At 72.7% G+C, this 17,890-nt stretch carries 12 protein-coding genes; 7 read left to right on the top strand and 5 right to left on the bottom strand.

The annotated features are described in order from the left end of the window. Genes IE267_RS17775 through IE267_RS17755 form a run of 5 tightly spaced genes read left to right on the top strand, consistent with a single transcriptional unit; the run spans position 1 to position 7,682 of the window. On the top strand, positions 1 to 618 hold the full coding sequence (locus tag IE267_RS17775) for a DJ-1/PfpI family protein (protein WP_189763883.1): 618 nt from the start codon (positions 1 to 3) through the stop codon (positions 616 to 618). Beyond that, entirely contained in the window at positions 615 to 2,648 is a 2,034-nt protein-coding gene (locus tag IE267_RS17770; protein WP_308428819.1) for an alpha-1,4-glucan--maltose-1-phosphate maltosyltransferase, read from the top strand. The genes IE267_RS17775 and IE267_RS17770 overlap by 4 nt, the downstream gene beginning before the upstream one ends. After that, positions 2,645 to 4,078, top strand: a complete 1,434-nt coding sequence (locus IE267_RS17765; protein ID WP_167152403.1) for a maltokinase N-terminal cap-like domain-containing protein — start codon at positions 2,645 to 2,647, stop codon at positions 4,076 to 4,078. The genes IE267_RS17770 and IE267_RS17765 overlap by 4 nt, the downstream gene beginning before the upstream one ends. Before the next feature lie 51 nt (positions 4,079 to 4,129). Then, entirely contained in the window at positions 4,130 to 6,343 is a 2,214-nt protein-coding gene (gene glgB / locus IE267_RS17760) for a 1,4-alpha-glucan branching protein GlgB (protein WP_189764044.1), read from the top strand. After that, a complete protein-coding gene (locus IE267_RS17755; protein ID WP_189763882.1) occupies positions 6,336 to 7,682 on the top strand; it encodes a phosphohexomutase domain-containing protein in 1,347 nt (448 codons plus the stop codon). The genes glgB and IE267_RS17755 overlap by 8 nt, the downstream gene beginning before the upstream one ends. Here IE267_RS17755 and IE267_RS17750 read toward each other — a convergent pair. Next, the gene (locus IE267_RS17750) at positions 7,663 to 9,015 is read right to left on the bottom strand and encodes a helix-turn-helix domain-containing protein (RefSeq protein WP_167152399.1); all 1,353 of its coding nucleotides are present in this window, start codon (positions 9,013 to 9,015) and stop codon (positions 7,663 to 7,665) included. The genes IE267_RS17755 and IE267_RS17750 overlap by 20 nt on opposite strands. 464 nt (positions 9,016 to 9,479) lie before the next feature. Here IE267_RS17750 and glgA point away from each other — a divergent pair, with 464 nt between their 5' ends. Further along, positions 9,480 to 10,676, top strand: a complete 1,197-nt coding sequence (gene glgA, locus IE267_RS17745; RefSeq protein WP_167152397.1) for a glycogen synthase — start codon at positions 9,480 to 9,482, stop codon at positions 10,674 to 10,676. Positions 10,677 to 10,680: 4 nt separating this feature from the next. Here the strand turns inward: glgA and IE267_RS17740 are convergent, their stop codons facing one another. From IE267_RS17740 to IE267_RS17730, 3 genes are read right to left on the bottom strand one after another with little or no spacing between them, the layout of a single operon-like run. Further along, complete coding sequence (locus IE267_RS17740; RefSeq protein WP_189763881.1) at positions 10,681 to 12,780, bottom strand: dipeptide ABC transporter ATP-binding protein; 2,100 nt, start codon at positions 12,778 to 12,780, stop codon at positions 10,681 to 10,683. Further along, positions 12,777 to 13,700 (bottom strand): ABC transporter permease, encoded by a 924-nt coding sequence (locus IE267_RS17735; protein ID WP_229861290.1) that lies wholly within the window; start codon positions 13,698 to 13,700, stop codon positions 12,777 to 12,779. The genes IE267_RS17740 and IE267_RS17735 overlap by 4 nt, the downstream gene beginning before the upstream one ends. Then, the gene (locus IE267_RS17730) at positions 13,697 to 14,668 is read right to left on the bottom strand and encodes an ABC transporter permease (RefSeq protein WP_373304562.1); all 972 of its coding nucleotides are present in this window, start codon (positions 14,666 to 14,668) and stop codon (positions 13,697 to 13,699) included. Before IE267_RS17730 ends, IE267_RS17735 begins: the two co-directional genes overlap by 4 nt. Before the next feature lie 138 nt (positions 14,669 to 14,806). Between IE267_RS17730 and IE267_RS17725 the strand changes: the two genes are divergently transcribed. Beyond that, positions 14,807 to 16,501 carry an ABC transporter family substrate-binding protein gene (locus IE267_RS17725; protein ID WP_229861289.1) on the top strand — a complete coding sequence of 565 codons (1,695 nt, stop codon included), beginning with the start codon at positions 14,807 to 14,809 and terminating at the stop codon, positions 16,499 to 16,501. Positions 16,502 to 16,632: 131 nt separating this feature from the next. Here the strand turns inward: IE267_RS17725 and IE267_RS17720 are convergent, their stop codons facing one another. Continuing rightward, the gene (locus IE267_RS17720; RefSeq protein WP_229861288.1) at positions 16,633 to 17,832 is read right to left on the bottom strand and encodes an IS701 family transposase; all 1,200 of its coding nucleotides are present in this window, start codon (positions 17,830 to 17,832) and stop codon (positions 16,633 to 16,635) included. Between the last annotated feature and the right edge of the window lie 58 nt (positions 17,833 to 17,890).

The raw sequence follows: 17,890 nt of genomic DNA, 5'->3' as shown, positions 1-17,890 counted from the left end.
ATGCGGCTCACCGGCCACAAGATCGCCGTCCTGATGGAGAGCGACTTCTACGAACCGGAGATCCTCTACTACCAGCACCGCTTCCCCGAGGAAGGCGCCGAGGTGCACTTCCTCACCCGCCTCTGGGGCCAGGACCGGATGACCTTCACCGGGCACGAGCACCGGATGCCGTTCGAGGTGGACCGATCCTTCGAGGACATCGACGAGTTCGCGCTCAAGGAGTTCTCGGCGGTGATCGTGCCCTCCGGCATGGTCTCCGACCGGCTGCGCTACACCGAGGACCCCGACCGGCTGCCGCCCGCCACCACCTTCCTGCGCCGGGCCTTCAACGACCCGGCGATCGTCAAGGGCATCATCTGCCACGGCATGTGGCTCGCCGCCCCGGTCCCGTCCCTGGTGCGCGGACGCAAGGCGGTCGTCCACAACAACCTGCTCGGCGACCTGCGCAACATGGGCGGCGAGTACGTCGACCAGGACGTGGTCGTCCACGACGACCTGGTCACCGCGCGGACCGGCGCCCACTGCCATCTGTTCGCCCGCACCATCATCGACCTCCTCGCGGACCGGGAGCGCCCGTCCCGCGCCGGGGCCCGCACCGTGGTGAGGAGTACCCGATGACCTCCATGACCTCCGCCCGTTTCACGACCCCGGCCGCCCCGCGGGGCGGCCGCATCCCCGTCCTCGACGTCACGCCGCAGGTGCGCGGCGGCGAGGCGCCGGCCAAGGCGGTCACCGGGGAGAGCGTGACCATCGGCGCCACCGTCTTCCGCGAGGGCAGCGGCCTGGTCGGCGCCAACGTGGTCCTGCGCGACCCGGCGGGCCGGCCGGGACCCTGGACGCCGATGGAACTGGTCGACGCGGACGCCGACCGCTGGGAGGCGACGGTCGTCCTCGAAGCCCCCGGGCTCTGGACCTACACCGTGGAGGCCTGGGCCGACCCCGTCGGCACCTGGCGCCGCGACGCACAGCTGAAGATACCCGCCGGGGTCGATGTGGAGCTCACGCTCGCCGAGGGGGCCGTGCTGCACGAACGGGCCGCCCTCGCGACCCCGGACACAGGCCGCCGGGAGGCGGTGACAGCGGCAGCGGGTGCGCTGCGCGACGAAGCGAGCCCCACCCCCCGTCGGCTCGCCGCGACCACCGACCCGAAGGTGATCGCCGCGCTGGACGCCCGTCCGCTGCGTGAACTGCTCACCGTCTCCCGGCCGTTGCCCCTCCTCGTGGAGCGGCGGCGCGCCCTCGTCGGCTCCTGGTACGAGCTGTTCCCGCGCTCCGAGGGGGCACGGCTCACCCCGGGCCTCCCACCCGTCAGCGGCACCTTCGAGACCGCCGCCGAGCGGCTGCCGGCGGTGGCCGCGATGGGCTTCGACGTGGTGTACCTGCCGCCCGTCCACCCCATCGGGCGCAGCCACCGCAAGGGCCCGGACAACGCCCTCACCGCGGGCCCCGACGACGTGGGCTCGCCGTGGGCGATCGGCTCGGCCGACGGCGGGCACGACGCCGTCCACCCGGCCCTCGGCACCCTGGACGACTTCCGTCAATTCGTAGTCAGAGCAGGGGAGTTGGGGATGGAGGTGGCCCTGGACTTCGCGCTCCAGTGCTCGCCCGACCACCCCTGGCTCACCGAGCACCCCGAGTGGTTCACCCACCGCGCGGACGGCACCGTCGCCTCCGCCGAGAACCCGCCGAAGAAGTACGAGGACATCCACCCCCTCGACTTCGACACCGACTTCGAGGGCCTGGTCGCCGAGACGGTACGCGTCCTGCGCCACTGGATCGCCCAGGGCGTGCGCGTCTTCCGCGTCGACAACCCGCACACCAAGCCGGTCGCCTTCTGGGAGCGGGTCATCGCCACGGTGGGCGTCACCGACCCCGATGTGGTCTTCCTCGCCGAGGCGTTCACCCGCCGGGCCATGGTGCACGCGCTCGCCCAGGCCGGCTTCCAGCAGTCGTACACGTACTTCACCTGGAAGAACACCAAGGAGGAGCTCACCGAGTACGGCAGCGAACTCGCCCACGACAGTGCCGACTTCCTGCGCCCCAACCTGTTCGTGAACACCCCCGACATCCTGCACGCCTACCTCCAGGACGGCGGAAGGCCCGCCTTCGAGGCGCGCGCGGTGCTCGCCGCGACCCTCGCCCCGACGTGGGGCATGTACGCGGGCTTCGAGCTGTACGAGGGCGAGGCCCTGGAGCCGGGCACCGAGGACTACGCCCGCTCCGAGAAGTACGAACTGCGCCCGCGCGACTGGGCCGCCGCCGAGGCCGAGGGCCGCACCATCGCCCCGCTGATCACCCGCCTCAACGCGGTGCGCCGCGCCCACCCGGCCCTGCAGGAACTGCGCAACCTCCGCTTCCACCCCACCGATCACGACCAAGTCATCGCGTACTCCAAGCAGTTGACGCGGCCGGACGGGACCAGCGACACCGTGCTCGCGGTGGTCAACCTCGATCCGCACCACGCGAGCGAGGCCACCGTCTCCTTCGACCTCGCCTCGCTCGGCCTGCCCGACGACGGCTCCCTGAAGATGCGCGACGAGCTGACCGGCGCCCTGCACGCCTGGCATCCGCACACCTATGTACGCCTGGAGCCCTCGCGGGGTCCCGCCCATCTGCTGACCCCGGTCGTCGAGGGACAGGCGCCATGAGCGTCACCGCCACCGAGGCCGGGGTCCTCGCCCCGCTGCTGCCCGCGCTCGAACCGTGGCTGGTCACCCGCCGCTGGTTCGCGAGCGGCGGCGGCCCGCTCGCCGAACTGGCCCCGCTGGCCGTCACCGTCGTGCGGGAACAGTCCCCGGCCCTGGTCCACGCCGTGCTCAGAGCCCGCCACACCGGCGGCCCCGAGCGGCTCTACCAACTGCTGCTCGGGCTGCGCCCGGACCTGCCGGCCCGCCTCGCCCCGTCCGCCATCGCCGAGGTGGCGGACGGGCCCTGGCGGGGCTGGACCCTGTACGAGGCCGTCGAGGACCCGGCGCTGCTCGGGGTGCTCCTGCGCACCCTGGCCGTGCGCGGCGGTTCCGGCGGCCCGCGCCTCGCGCGCACCTCGTCCCTGCCGCTGCCCGTCGGCCTCGTGCCCCGCGCGCTGACCGCCGAGCAGAGCAACAGCACGGTGGCGTACGGCGAACGGCTGCTGCTCAAGCTCTACCGGCGGCCCGAGCCGGGCCCGCACACCGAGATCGACACCCTGCGCGCCCTCACCGAACAGCGCTGCGCCCGCACTCCGCGCCTGCACGGCGCGCTGCACACCGACGCGCCGGGCGGCGAGGGCCTGGTGCTCGGGCTCGTCGAGGACTTCCTGCCCGCCGAGTCCGATGGGTGGCAGAGCGCGGTGCGGCACGCCGCCGACTGCGTCGAGGGCAGCTGCCGCACGGTCCCGGCCACCGGCGGGTTCACCGCGCACGCCCGCACGCTCGGCCAGGCCGTCGCCGAGGTGCACACCGCGCTCGCCGAGGCCTTCCCGAAGAGCCTGGTCGGGCCGGGCGAGGTGGCCGACGACGCCGCCCGGATGCACCGCCGTCTGAAGGAGGCCATCGAGGAGGTGCCCGCGCTTGCCCGCTACCGCGCCGCGCTCGGCGCCCTGTACGACGACTACGCGGCGATGGCCGCCCGCGGCTGCCCGCTCTTGGTCCAACGCACGCACGGCGACCTGCACTTGGGACAGGTGCTGCGCACCGCGGACGGCTGGCGCGTCATCGACTTCGAGGGCCAGCCCGCCACCCCCGCCGCCGAGCGGGCCCGCCCGCAGTCGGCCCTGCGCGACGTCGCCTCCATGCTGCGCTCCTTCGACTACGCCGCGCGCACCGCGCTCGCCGACGTCCTCGAACGCGCCGACGACACGGGCCCCGGGCCCCGGACGCGGCGCACCCGCAGGGCGCAGGCCTGGGCCCTGCGCAACCGGCGCGCCTTCTGCGACGGCTACCGCGACGCGGGCGGCGCCGACCCCTACTGCCGGCCCGTGCCGCTGCGCGCCTTCGAGGCCGACAAGGCGGTGTACGAGGCCGTCTACGAGGCGCGGCACCGCCCGGCCCTGCTGCCCGTCCCGCTGGCCGCCGTCCACCGGCTCGCCCACTCCCGCTGACCCCGAGAGGAATACCGACCCGTGCTCCAGACGCGGCAGTTGACGACCCGTATGGCCGATGCCGAGCTCGACCGGCTACTGGCGGGGGCCCACCACGACCCGCATTCCGTGCTCGGCGCCCACCCGGTGGCCGACGGCGTCGCGGTCCGGGTGCTTCGCCCGCTCGCCCGCCGCGTCGCGGTGGTCACCGGCGACGGCGACCGGGTCGAACTCGCCCATCAGCGCGACGGGTTGTTCACCGGGCTCCTGCCGGGCCGGGCCGCCCCCGTCTACCGGCTCCAGGTCGCCTACGGCGAGCGGGCGCCCGGCCCACAGGAGAGCCACGAGGACGGCTACCGCTTCCTGCCCACCCTCGGCGACCTCGACCTCCACCTGATCACGGAGGGCCGGCACGAGGAGCTGTGGCGGGTGCTCGGCGCCCGGGTCCGCACCCTGGAGGGCATCACCGGCTGCGCCTTCGCGGTGTGGGCCCCGAACGCCCAAGGGGTGCGCGTCATCGGCGACTTCAACGGCTGGAACGGTACCGCGCACCCCATGCGGTCGCTGGGCTCCAGCGGCGTATGGGAGCTGTTCGTGCCGGGGGTCGGCCCCGGCACCCGCTACAAGTACGAGATCCACACCCGCGACGGCCGGATGCTCCAGAAGGCCGACCCGCTGGCCCGTGCCACGGAGTGCCCGCCCGCGACCGCCTCCGTCGTCGACGCCTCCGCCTACGAGTGGGGCGACGCCGAGTGGATGGCGGAGCGCGGCGGCGCCGACTGCCGGCAGCGCCCGATGTCGGTCTACGAGGTCCACATCCCGTCATGGCGCCCGGGGCTCGACTACCGCCGGCTGGCCGAGGAGTTGCCGAAATACGTCGCCGGGCTCGGGTTCACACATGTGGAGCTCATGCCGGTGATGGAACATCCCTTCGGCGGGTCGTGGGGCTACCAGGTGACCGGCTACTACGCCCCCACCGCCCGCCTGGGCACCCCCGACGACTTCCGGTACCTCGTGGACGCGCTGCACGGCGCCGGGATCGGCGTCATCGCGGACTGGGTGCCGGCCCACTTCCCGAAGGACGAGTTCGCCCTTTCCCGATTCGACGGCGAACCCCTCTACGAGCCCGCCGACACCCGGCGCGCCCACCATCCGGACTGGGGCACCCTGGAATTCGACTACGGCCGCCGGGAGGTGCGCAACTTCCTCGTCGCCAATGCCGTCCACTGGTGCACCGAATTCCACATCGACGCGATCCGCGTGGACGCCGTCGCCTCGATGCTCTACCTCGACTATTCCCGCGACGAGGGCGGCTGGAGCCCCAACGAGTACGGCGGACGGGAGAACCTGGCCGCCGTGGCCTTCCTGCAGGAGTTGACCGATACTGTGCGCCGCCGCGCCCCCGGTGCCCTCACCATCGCCGAGGAGTCCACGTCCTGGCCGGGCGTGACGCGCCCCACCTACGAGGTGGGCCCGGACGGATTCGGCGGTCTCGGCTTCGACCTGAAGTGGAACATGGGCTGGATGCACGATTCGCTCGGCTATGTCGCCCGGGACCCGGTGCACCGCGCCTATCACCACGACGAGTTGACGTTCTCGATGGTCTACGCCTACAGCGAGGCCTATCTGCTGCCGCTCTCGCACGACGAGGTGGTGCACGGCAAGCGGTCCCTGGTCGCGAAGATGCCGGGGGACTGGTGGCAGCAGCGTGCCAACCTCCGCGCCTACCTCGGTCACACGTGGGCCCACCCGGGGAAGAAACTGCTCTTCATGGGGCAGGAGTTCGGACAGGGCGCGGAATTCGACCACGACCGGGGGCCGCAGTGGTGGGTCCTCGGCGACGACTGGCCCGGCCACGCCGACCACCACGGCATCCGCGCACTGGTCAGCGATCTGAACCAGGTCTATACCTGTACCCCCGCCCTGTGGGAGCTCGACCACGACCCCGCGGGCTTCTCCTGGATCGACGGCTCGCAGGCCGAGCACAATGTGCTCTCGTTCGTGCGGTACGACGCCGACGGCCGGCCCCTGGTCGTCGTCTGCAACTTCTCGCCGGTGGTCCGCACCGGCTACCGCATCGGCCTGCCGGACGCGGCCGCGTGGACCGAGGTCCTCAACAGCGACGCCGAACGCTACGGCGGCAGCGGCGTGGTCAACCCCGGTGTCATCACGCCCGAGCCGGTGCCCTGGCACGGCCGCGCGCAGAGCGCCGCCCTCACCCTGCCGCCGCTCGCCACCTTCTGGCTGCGGCCGGCCCGGGGCTCCGAGGTGAGCGCCGATGAGTGAGGTGCGCGGTGCGGCCGAGCGCATCGTCGGTGCACACGGCATCAGGGGACGGGTGCCGGAGGAACTGGACCCGGGCGGTGCCTACCGCACCGGAGCCGCCTTCGCCCTGCTCACCGGCGCGCCCGTGATCGCGGTGGCGCACGACCTGCGGGGCTGTTCGCCGGCCCTCGCCGACGCCTTCGCCCAAGGCGTCCTCGACCAGGGCGCGGACGCCCTCGACGCGGGCCCGGGCCCTGCCGACTGCCTCACCTACCTCTCGGGCTACCTGGAGGTGCCCGGCGCCCTGGTCACGGCGGGACGTGGCCCCGGCGCGCCGCACGGCATCCGGCTGTGCCGCGCCGGTGCGGTCGCGGTCGCCGAGGGCACCGGGCTCGAAGTGATCCGCGAGCGGCTCGCGGGCCCCCGCCCGGCGCTGACCGGCCGCCCGGGCTCCGTGGTCCGGGCGCCGGTGCTCGACGACTACGCCGGGCATCTGCGGTCCCTGGTCGACCTCGGCGGCATCCGCCCGGTGAGGGTGGTGGTCGACGCGGCCCACGGCATCGCCGCGCTGACCGCGCCCAGGGCGCTGCACCACCCGGCCGTGGAAGTCGTCCCCGTACGCCTCGCCCACGACAACGGGCGTGCCGGTCAGCCGGGTTGGGACCTCGGGGAGCGGGTGCGCCGATGCGGCGCCGACCTGGGGCTAGCCTTCGACGAGGGCGCTGACCGGTGCCGGGTGGTGGACGAGCGGGGCGCCGCCGTCCCGCCCGCCGCGGTCGTCGCGCTGGTCGCGGCGCGCGAACTCGCCCGCCGCCCGGGGGCCGCGGTGGTCCACGACCTCATCACCTCACGGGCCGCCATCGAGGCGGTCGAGGAGGCCGGCGGCATCCCGCTGCGGTCCCGGGTCGGCCGTGCGGCCATCCGCTCGCTGATGGCCGAGCAGGGCGCGGCGTTCGGCGCCGCCCACTCGGGGCGCTACTACTTCCGCGACTTCTGGTGCGCCGACTCGGCGATGCTCGCGGCGCTGCACCTGGTGGCCGAGGTGGGCGAGACCGGCCGCGACCTCTCGGAACTGACCGCGGGCCACGACCGCTACCCGCGCTCCGGCGAGATCGGCATCCGGGTCGAGGACCCGGCGACGGCGCTGCGCCGCGTCGCCGCGTACTTCGCGGGCTCCGGCGCCGAACTGGACCACCTCGACGGCGTCACGGGGGAGTTCGGCGACGGCTCCTGGTTCAACGTACGGGCCGCGCGCGGAGCCCCGTTGGTCCGCATCCACGTGGAGGCGGAGGCCCCGGCCGCGATGGAGGCGTTGCGCGACCGGGTCCTGGCGGTCCTGACTAGCGCGTCCGCTCGCTGAGCGCGTGGCGCGGACTCGGGGTGGGCTGGAGCCCGGAGGCGGAGAGGGCGGCGTCGTAGGCCGCGAGGGCCTGCTTGGTGTGCCCCTCGTCCCGCCACAGATCACCGATGCGGCGCCAGTACTCGGCGGTCTCGTGCGAGGCGCGGAAGTGCCGCAGCTGTCGGGTCGCCGCTTCGAGCACCTGCTTGCCCAGATCGTTCTCCTCGCGCAGGAAGTGGAGTTGGGCGAGCGCGGTGCGGGCGGCGACCGCGAGTGCGCGGGGTTCGCTGCCGAGGAGACCGAGGGCGCGTTCCGCGTGGGCGGCCGCCTCCGCCCAGTTGCCCAGGGCGGTGTCGGCCTCCGCCAGATGGAATTCGCAACGTGCCAGTTCCTCGGCGTTGCCGGCCTCCGCCAGCGACTGCTGTGCCCCTTCCAGGAGTTCCTTCGCCCGCTCCCGGTCACCGGACTCGGTCTGGAGCAGCAGCCACCCGTAGTTCATCTTGAGCATGGCCACATGGCGCGCGTTGTCGTCCTCGGCCATCATCGCCAGCGCGCGCTCGGTCAGGGCCAGGGCCTCGGTCAGCTGCCCGCGTGACTGCGCGACCAGACCCGCGTTCCAGTACACCGCGCCCCGCGCCGCCCGCGCTCCCTGCTTCTCGGCGACGGGGATGAGGCGCTGGGCGAGCAGATGTGCCCGGGTGTGGTCGCCGCGCATGCGGTAGGACCCCATGAGGGTGGAGCCGAGCTGGACGTGGTCAACCGTCACGTCCAGGCCCAGCGAGTCCAGCTTGCTCAGGGCCCGTTCGCCGATCTCGATGCTGACCGTGATGTCGCCCATGTTGCGGTAGCAGCGGCACAGCGCCACGGCCGTACGGCACCACTCGTCCGAGCCCGCCGCCATCGCGCGGTCCGCGAAGATCTCCTCCAAGAGGGGGATCGCGGCCTCCAGGCGCCCGAGCTTCTCCAGCGCGGTGGCCTGTCCCACGCGGGCGCGCCGCTTCATGGCGGCGTCCAACGGGAGCGCGCTGCCCAGCAGTTCGCTGAAGGTCTGCAACGCCTCGCCGTCGGCCCCGTTGCGCAGGGCCATGTCGCCGAAGGCCAGCTTGAGCCTGGCCTCCTCCAGTTCGTGCTGGTCGCGGCCCGTGCGCAGGTATTCGGCGGAGCATCCGAGCTTCTCCGCCAGGGTGCCGAGCACCGCGCCCGACGGGGCCCGCTTGCCCGACTCGATCAAGGACACGTAGCTGGTGGAGATCTCCTCGGACGCGAGGTCCTGCTGTTTGAGTCCGCGCCGGATCCGGAGCTCCCGGATGCGCTGCCCGAGGCCAACGGGAGAGGAAGGCTCAGAGTGATCCACGGCGACTCCTTGAGCAACGGTACTTGACTCAGATCATTACAAGTGATGCTACCCGTAAGTCAGGCACCCGCAAGCGTCCTGACTCCTACTTCTGGGGCCCGTTGGGCACAGAATGGCTGCTTCCGCCCCCTCCCTCTACGGCTGAAATCGGAATTCCTCCCTCCGCAATGCCCAAGATCGGTCATTGCCCAATCTAGACTTGACTCAAATGGTCACTCCTGATTGACTCATTGAGTCAAATTGAGTTGCTCAAGTGGGGGGCTATTTCAATGGGATCGAAGGGTATATGGCTGATCTTCGTCGCGATGTTCTCGGCGGGGATATTTCTCAGCGGCTGCCTGATATTCGAATCGGGGCCTCCGTCGGAATCTCCCTCCGTACGTCACGCCGCGATCTCGTTGCCCTCGACGGCCGGGGGTTGCTGCTGAGCAGCGCCGTGGGACTGCACGACGGAAGGAGGGAACATGCGGGTCGATCTGCTCACCCGTGAATATCCGCCCGAGGTCTACGGCGGAGCCGGCGTTCACGTGGCGGAGCTGACGCGGAGCCTTCGCCGGCTTGCGGATGTGCGTGTGCGATGCCTGGGAACGGCCAGAACAGAAGCAGGGGTCGACGCGTACGAGCCACCGGCGCATCTGGCCGCCACCGATGCCGCTCTGGGATTTCTCGGGGCGGACGCGGCGATGGCCGCGGACTGTGCCGGCGCGAACGTCGTGCACAGTCACACCTGGTACGCGAACATGGCCGGGAACCTCGCAAGCCTGCTGCACGGCGTCCCGCACATCATGACGCTGCACAGCCTGGAGCCGTTGCGCCCCTGGAAGGCCGAACAGCTCGGCGGGGGCTATGCCCTGTCGTGCTGGATGGAGCGCACCGCCGTGCGCTCCGCCTCGGCCCTCGTCGCGGTGTCCGCCGCGATGCGCGACGACATCCTGCGGGTGTATCCGGAGGTCGAACCCGAGCGGGTGCACGTCATCCACAACGGCATCGACCCCGAGGCCTACCGGCCCGACCCGCGCCTGGACGCGCTGGAGCGCCACGGCATCGACCCGGATCTGCCCATCGTGCTGTTCGTCGGCCGCGTCACCCGGCAGAAGGGCCTGCCGCATCTGCTGCGGGCCGCCTTCGGTCTGCGTTCCGACGCCCAGCTGGTGCTGTGCTGCGGGCAGCCGGACACGCCCGAGATCGCCGCCGAGGTCGCGGCACTCGTCGAGGAACTGCGCGCCGTGCGCACCGGGGTCTTCCGCATCGACGGGATGCTGGACCAGGACTCGGTACGCCAACTGCTCACCCGCGCAACGGTGTTCGTGTGCCCTTCGGTGTACGAGCCGATGGGCATCGTGAACCTGGAGGCGATGGCCTGCGGGACCCCGGTCGTGGCCTCCGCGGTCGGGGGGATTCCCGAGGTCGTCGTCGACGGGGTGACCGGGCGGCTCGTCGAGTTCGAGGCCCGTACCGACGCCACGGGCGAGCCGGTCGACCCCGACAAGTTCGCGGCCGGACTCGCCGACGCCGTCAACACCCTGATCGAGGACCGGGGCCGGGCCGCCGCCCTCGGCGCCGCGGGCAGGGCGCGGGCGGTGGAGCACTTCTCCTGGGACAAGGTGGCCGAGCGCACCCTGGAGGTCTACCGCGGCGCGGTCTCGGCCCACCAGGGATGAACTCTCAGCGCACCGGGGGGTGTTCCTCCGGCTCGGAACCGAGCCGGCCGGGCGCCCCCTCGGTGTCGTGGGGGAAGTGGCAGGCCGCGGTGTGCCCGGACAGGGGATCGGCGCCGACCGGCACGGGTGTCACCTGCTCGCACCGCGTCCGCTCCACGCCGAGCGCCGCGTACACCGGGCAGCGACCGCGGAAGCGGCAGCCCGCCGAGCGCTCGGCCGCCTCCGGGGGTTCGCCCGGCAGCACGACCCGGACGCGGGCCCGCGCGGCCGGCGGATCGGGCAGCGGCACCGCCGAGAGCAGGGCGCGGGTATAGGGGTGGCGCGGGGCTCCGAAGACATCGGGGACCGCTCCGCTCTCCACGGTACGGCCCCCGTACATCACCACCACCCGGTCGGCGATCTGGCGCACCACCGCCAGGTCGTGCGTGACGAACAGGCAGGCCGGGCCGTGCTCCGCGCGCAGCCGTCGCAGCAGATCGAGGATGCCCGCCTGCACGGAGACGTCGAGCGCGGACACCGGCTCGTCCAGGAGCAGCAGTTCGGGTCCGACGGCCAGGGCCCGGGCGAGCGCGATGCGCTGGCGCTGGCCGCCGGAGAAGCGGTGCGGACGGCGCTCCGCGTCCGACGCGTCGAGGCCGACCCGGCGCAGGAGTTCGGGCACCTTGGCCGCGATGGCGGCCTTGGGGTACCGCTGGGCGTGCAGCGGCTCCGCGACGAGGTCGGCAACGCGCATGCGGGGGTCCAGGCTGGCCATCGGGTCCTGCACCAGGATCTGCACCGCGCCGCGCAGCCTGCGGACGTCGGCACGGCTCAGCGCGGACGTGTCGTACCCGGCGATCTCGATCGACCCGGACTCGGGCGCACCGAGCGCGATGATCTCCATCAGGGTGCTGGTCTTGCCGGAGCCCGACTCGCCGACCAGGGCCACCGTCTCGCCCCGACGCACCTCCAGGTCCACCCGCTCCAGGGCGAGCCTGCGCTGCCGGGGCCGTCTTCGCCCCAGCGCGGCCGAACGGCCCGGCAGCGGGTACGACTTGGCGAGGCCCGTGACGCGGAGCAGTGGGGCACCGCCCGGGGGAGTGCGGCGCGGCGGAGCCGAGGCGGGGAAGAGGCCGGCGGCGGAGCACTCGGCGAGGGCGTCCTGGCGCACGCAGGCCGCCAAGTGGCCTGCGGAGCCTGCCAGTCGGGGCTCCTCGGTACGGCACTGCGCGGCCACGAGCGGACAGCGCGGGGCGAACGCGCAGCCGGGCCCGGCACCGCCCGGCGCGGGCGGGGTGCCCGGTATCGGGGTGAGCGGCACGGCGGCGTCCGGGCGGGGCACCGAGCCGAGCAGGCCGAGGGTGTACGGCATGCGGGGAGTGGCGAACAGGGCGTCCACGGGCGCGGTTTCGACGATGCGTCCCGCGTACATGACGGCCACCCGGTCGGCCGTGCCGGCGATCACGCCCAGGTCGTGGCTGACCAGGAGCAGGGCGGCTCCGGTGGCGCGCCGGGCGCCGTCCAGGGCGTCCAGGACCTGCGCCTGCACGGTGGCGTCGAGGGCGCTGGTCGGTTCGTCGGCCACGATCACGTCGGGGGCGTTGGCGATCGCCATGGCGATCATGGCGCGCTGGCGGAGCCCCCCGGACAGTTCGTGCGGGTAGGAGCGCGCGACGCGGGCCGGGTCGGGAACCCGTACGCCCTCAAGCAGCTCCATGGCGCGGCGACGCGCTAACTCTCCTGTGGGACGCGGCCGTTGATGGATGCGCAGCGCCTCGCCGATCTGGTCGCCGACGCGCTGGGCCGGATTGAACGCGGCGAGCGGGTCCTGGAAGACCATCGCGATGTGCCGGCCGCGCAGCCGGGCGAGTTCGCGCACCGGCAGGCCGATCAGCTCGGTGCCGAGCAGCCTCGCCGACCCGCCGGCCCGGGCGCCCGGCGGCAGCAGTCCGAGGAGGGCGAGGGCGGTCGCGGTCTTGCCGGCCCCCGACTCGCCGACCAGGCCCAGGACTTCACCGCGCCGCAACGTGAACCCCACGCCGCGCACGACCGGCAGCGCCCTGCCACCGGCGTCCCCGTAGGACACGCGCAGATCCTTGACCTCCAGCACCGTGGGCGCCGTCATCGCAGAGCCCCCGCCCGGTCCGACCCGATGTCGAGGACGTCCCGCAGCGCATCGCCCACCAGGTGCACGGCGAGGACGAAGAGCAGCAGCAGCCCCGCCGGGAAGAAGAACATCCAGGGGCAGGTCAGGGCGACGTCGGTGCCCGACGCGATGAGCGTGCCGAGCGACACGTCCGGCGGCTGCACCCCGAACCCGAAGTAGGACAGGCCCGTCTCGCTGATCACGGCGGCGGCCACGGCGACGGTGGCGTCCGTGATGAGGAACGAGGCGAGGTGGGGCAGGACGTGCCGGGCGATGATCCGGAACGGGCCCACGCCCATGTGCCGCGCGGCGGCGACGAAGGGCCGCTCCCGCAGGGAAAGGGTCATGATCCGTACCGCCCGTGCCGTGATCATCCAGCCGAGCGCGGCGAGCAGCCCCGCGAAGGCGGGCCAGCCGAAGCCGCGCAGCCGGGGCGCGAGCAGCACCAGGAGCAGGAAGCCCGGTATCACCAGCATCAGATCGACCACGAACATCAGCACCCGGTCGACCCAGCCGCCGAAGTACCCCGCACAGGTGCCGAACGCGGCCCCGAGCGCCGTACTGGCCAGGGCCACCAGGGCGCCGATGAGCAGTGACTTCTGCAGCCCGCGCACGGTCTGGGCGAACAGGTCCTGACCGATCCGGCTGGTGCCCATCCAGTGGTCGGCGCTCGGGGCGCCGCGCAGCGCCGTGTAGTCGATGTCGGTGTAGCTCCAGCGGGTCAGATACGGGCCCGCGTATGCCAGCACGAAGAGCGCGGCGACGAGCGCGAGGCCGGCCAGGGCGCGGGGTGAGCGCAGCAGTGCCCGGCCGGTGCTCGCGCCGCGGCCACGCAGCACGAGCGTCTCCGTGCTCCTCTCCGTGCTCGTCGGGCCGGCGCTCATCGGGTCGGCGCTCACCGGGACCGCACCCTCGGGTCGAGCACGGCGTGCAGGACGTCCGCGACGAAGCCCGCGAGCAGCACGGTGACCGCCGCGAACAGGTTGACCGCGACCACCGAGTTGATGTCGCCCTTCTGCGCCGACTCCATGAACCAGCTGCCCATGCCGGGCCAGCCGAAGATCTGCTCGGTGAACACGGCCCCGGTGAACAGGGTCAGGAAACCGAACGAGAAGAAGGTGGTCAGCGGGATCAGGGAGGTGCGCAGGCCGTGTCGCAACAGGGCCCGGCCCGGCGTGAGCCCCTTGGCCTGTGCGGTGCGCAGATGGTCCGAGCCGAGCACGTCGAGCGTGGCGGCCCGCTGGTAGCGGCTGTAGGAGGCGACCGCGCAGAGGGCGACCGTGGCCGCCGGGAGCGCGAGATGCACCGCCCGGTCCTTGACATGGGTGGCGAGCGAGCCGGTCAGGCCCGGCGTGCGCTCGCCGGTGTAGCGGATGACGGTGTGGCCGGCGCTCTGGTTGAACCACAGGGCGCCCTCCTTGAAGAGCAGTGCGAGCACGAACGTGGGCACCGAGAGGACGAGGAAGGAGAAGACGGTCAGCGCCCGGTCGGGCAGCCGGTGGCGGCGCACCGCGGCCCATACCCCGGCGAGCACGCCGAGCCCGGTGCCGACCAGGGTGCCGATCAGCAGCAGCCGCGTGGACACCCCGATCCGGCGCCCGAACTCCGCGTTCACCGCGTCCCCGTCGACGGTGCGCCCGAGGTCGCCGTGGACCGCCCGCCACGACCACTGCCCGAAGCGCGCCAGGACCGGCGTCCGGTCGTCGGTGCCCAGGAGCGCCAGTTCGTGGTTGACCGTCGCGGCCGACGGACGCGGCTGGCGGTCCTCGAAATAGGCGCGCGGACTGAGCGCCGCGGAGGCGATGACGTACGAGAGGAAGACCGAGCAGAGCAGCAGCAGTGCGCCGTGGGCGAGGCGCCTGGACAAGCGGCCGACCAAAATGTCTCCTCGAACGGGGCGCGGGCGTGGACGGTTCACCGGCCTGACAGGCGGCAATGTTAAGGTCCGGCCCATAAATCGCAGATCAGTTCGGCTAATTGACGGTTCGTCAGAATGGGGGCTGGAGTGACTCGGTTGCGGCGGGTGCGCATGTGGGCGGCCTTGGGGGCGGCGGTGGCGATGACGCTCGCCGGGTGTACGTCCTCGTCCCATCCGGCGCAGTCCCCCCGGGCGAAGAGCGTGCCGGCCTCCGGAACCGAGGACATGGGCCGCGAGCCACCGGGGACCCTCCGCCAGGGCGGCACCCTGACCCTCGCCACCTCCCAGTGGATCACGCAGTACAACGTGAACCAGGCCGCCGGAACGATCGGCGAGGCCCTGGAGATCGACAGCCTGGTCGAGCCCCAGCTGTTCCGCCGCGACGCCAAGGGCGTCCCGCACGCCGACCCCGACTATCTGCTCTCCGCCTCCGTCACCACGTCATCGCCGCAGACCGTCACCTACCGGCTCAACCCGCACGCCCGCTGGTCCGACGGAAAGCCGCTGGGCGTCGCCGACTTCCAGGCCCAGTGGAAGGCGCTCGGCCGCGGCGACGACCGCTATCTGGTGGCCGACCCCTCCGGCTACGACCAGATATCCGACGTGCGCCAGGGCAGCGGTCCGGGCGAGGTGCAGGTCGTCTTCCGCTCGCCGTACGCCGACTGGCAGCGTCTGTTCGATCCCCTCTTCCCGGCGTCCGCCACCAGCACGCCCGAGCAGTTCAACGACGGCTGGCGGGCCCGCATCCCGGTCACCGCGGGCCCGTTCAGGATCGCCTCGATGGACCGGACGACCCAGTCCGTCACGGCCGTGCCGGACCCGGCCTGGTGGGGCACCAAGCCGCGCCTCGACAAGGTGGTCTTCCGCGCGCTGCTGCCCGCCGCCGCCCTGCAGGCGTACCTGAACGGTGAGATCGACGCCGTGAACGCGGCCACGGCCGAGGCGTACCAGCAGCTCAAGTCGGCCCCGAACAGCACCGTACGGATCGGCTCGGCCTGGGACGAGGTGCATGTCAGCCTCAACGGGGCGGGCGGTCCCCTCCAGGACGTCGACGTGCGCCATGCCGTCCAACAGGCCGTCAACAAAGGGGCGTTGGCGGACGTGGCGGCCGAGGGGCTGCCGGTGGGCGTGCCGTTGCTCGGCAACCACATCTTCATGACCAACCAGCCCGGATACGCCGACAACTCCGGCCAGTGGGGCAGATTCGACCCCAAGGCGGCCGAACGGCTCCTGGACAGGGCGGGCTGGACGTCACCCGGCACGGGCAAGCCGCGCGTCAAGGACGGCCAGACCCTCAAGCTGCGCTTCGTGATCGCGGAGTCCACCAACCGGCTCGGCCTGGACCTCGCCCAACTGCTCCAGCAGATGCTCGGACAGGTCGGCATCACGGTGGAGATCCAGAAGGTGCCGGCCGACGACTACGGGCCCAAGTACCTCGACCTCGGCAACTTCGACCTGGCGATCTTCCGCTTCACCGACCTCACCTACCCGAGCCAGGCCCAGGCGATCTACCGGCTGCCGCGCGGCGCCCAGAGCTTCCAGAACTACGGCCGCATCTCGGACCCCGTGCTCGACGGCCTGCTCAAGCAGGCGTCCGGCACGCTCGATCCGGCCGCCGCGGCCCGCCTCTACAACCAGGCGGACGCGGAGATCTGGAAGCTCGGTCACGACGTCGAGCTCTACCAGCGCCCCCAGCTGATGGCGGTCCGCAAGGGGCTCGCCAACTTCGGGGTGGCCGGTCTCGGCGACCTCGACTTCGCCGCGGTCGGCTGGACCAAGTAGCCCCGGCCGTCCGCCGGACCCCAAGTGGGCCCGGCGGACGGCCGGTTGGAACCTCTCGCGGCGGCGGACGCCGCCCGGCGCGGCCACTCTCGGGACCCGGGCGGCGTCGTCGGCCCGGCCGCTCCCGGGTGTCAGGCGCCCTGCCCGCTCAGCCACTCCTCCTCGCTGTGCCGGCTCAGCGCGTCGAAGGCGAGCGCCGCCGAGGCGAGGGTGACGTGGTGGTGCCAGCCGCGGAACGAGCGGCCCTCGAAGTCACCGAGCCCGAAGTCGTCCTGGAGCCTGCGCAGACCGTCCGCGGACAGACTGCGCAACTGCGCCAGCGGAATCGCCTCGGCGAGGCGGCGGGCCGGCAGATTGGTCAGCCAGTAGGCACGCGGCGCGGGCCGGCCGTAGGGCCAGTCCGTGACCAGGTGCCGGGGCCGCTGCCGGTGCGCCGAGTGCTGCGCCCCTTCCGAGCAGAGCAGCGCCGGAGCGGACAGGAACTGCGAGCGCCGCATCCGCTCCGTCGTCCGGTCGTGCCAGGCGATCGGGGTGCGCTCGTCGCGGCGCGCCACGTGTTCGGCGAGCTCGGTCACCGTCCCCCGGGTCGCGGGAGAGGCGGCGTGCGGTCGCGGCAGGGTGACCCCGGTGCTCGGGGACACCTCGATCAGGTAGCCGTGACCGCGCGCCTCCAGACCCCGGAGCAGCGGCTCCACATCGCTCTCGCAGCGCCAGTCGGCGAGCACCGGCTGCGGCTCCAGGAGCCATTCCTCGGTCATCTCGTCGAGCGCCTCCAGGACATAGCTCCAGCGCGGCCGGCAGTGCTCCTCCTCGGGCAGATGGGCCTGACCGCGCAGCCGCTCGTCGCGGTCCCAGCGCTGGGGGAGCAGCAGCCGCCAGTTCACCGGCAGCCCCCCGCCGGTGCCGACCAGCGAAGTGGCGTACGCGAGCTGGCAGTTGACGGTGCGCTCCTGGGACGGTGCGTACTGGCGGGCCACCCCGACCGAGCGGTCACCGTTCTTCGCGAACACCACTTCGTCCACGGCCCACGCCTCGGTGCGGAACACCGCGCCCGTCCGTTCGGCGATCCTCCGGCGGACCGGCCCCGAGTCCCACGGGCTCTGGTGCACGAACTGCTGGAGCTGCTGCACGGCCCGGTGCCCCAGGACGTGCTCGGAGATCCGGGTGGGCGTCTTGCGGCCCGGTACGTCGAGCAGACCGCGCAGATACACCTCTCCCCAGCGTCTCTGGTCCGAGCGCGTCAGCGCGACGAACAGGTCCCGGCAGTAGGCGGCGAAGTCCGCCGTGGCGGGAGCCTCGCGGGCCTCGGAGAGTTGGAGGATGGAAGACACGGTGCCCCCGGATGTGTCCGAATCGATCGGTGACGCTGGAACCCAGCGGACGAGAGAG

This window comes from Streptomyces xanthochromogenes (assembly GCF_014650455.1).
GTDB classification, from domain to species: Bacteria; Actinomycetota; Actinomycetes; order Streptomycetales; family Streptomycetaceae; genus Streptomyces; species Streptomyces xanthochromogenes.
The sequence above is the reverse complement of the archived record's forward strand: the minus strand, read 5'-3'. Positions and strand labels throughout refer to the sequence as shown.

Coding starts and splice junctions, on each gene's coding strand:
- IE267_RS17755 (WP_189763882.1), top strand. CDS start 6,336: ATGAGTGAGGTGCGCGGTGCGGCCGAGCGCATCGTCGGTGCACACGGC.
- glgB (WP_189764044.1), top strand. CDS start 4,130: ATGGCCGATGCCGAGCTCGACCGGCTACTGGCGGGGGCCCACCACGAC.
- IE267_RS17740 (WP_189763881.1), bottom strand. CDS start 12,780: ATGACGGCGCCCACGGTGCTGGAGGTCAAGGATCTGCGCGTGTCCTAC.
- IE267_RS17775 (WP_189763883.1), top strand. CDS start 1: ATGCGGCTCACCGGCCACAAGATCGCCGTCCTGATGGAGAGCGACTTC.
- IE267_RS17770 (WP_308428819.1), top strand. CDS start 615: ATGACCTCCATGACCTCCGCCCGTTTCACGACCCCGGCCGCCCCGCGG.
- IE267_RS17765 (WP_167152403.1), top strand. CDS start 2,645: ATGAGCGTCACCGCCACCGAGGCCGGGGTCCTCGCCCCGCTGCTGCCC.
- glgA (WP_167152397.1), top strand. CDS start 9,480: ATGCGGGTCGATCTGCTCACCCGTGAATATCCGCCCGAGGTCTACGGC.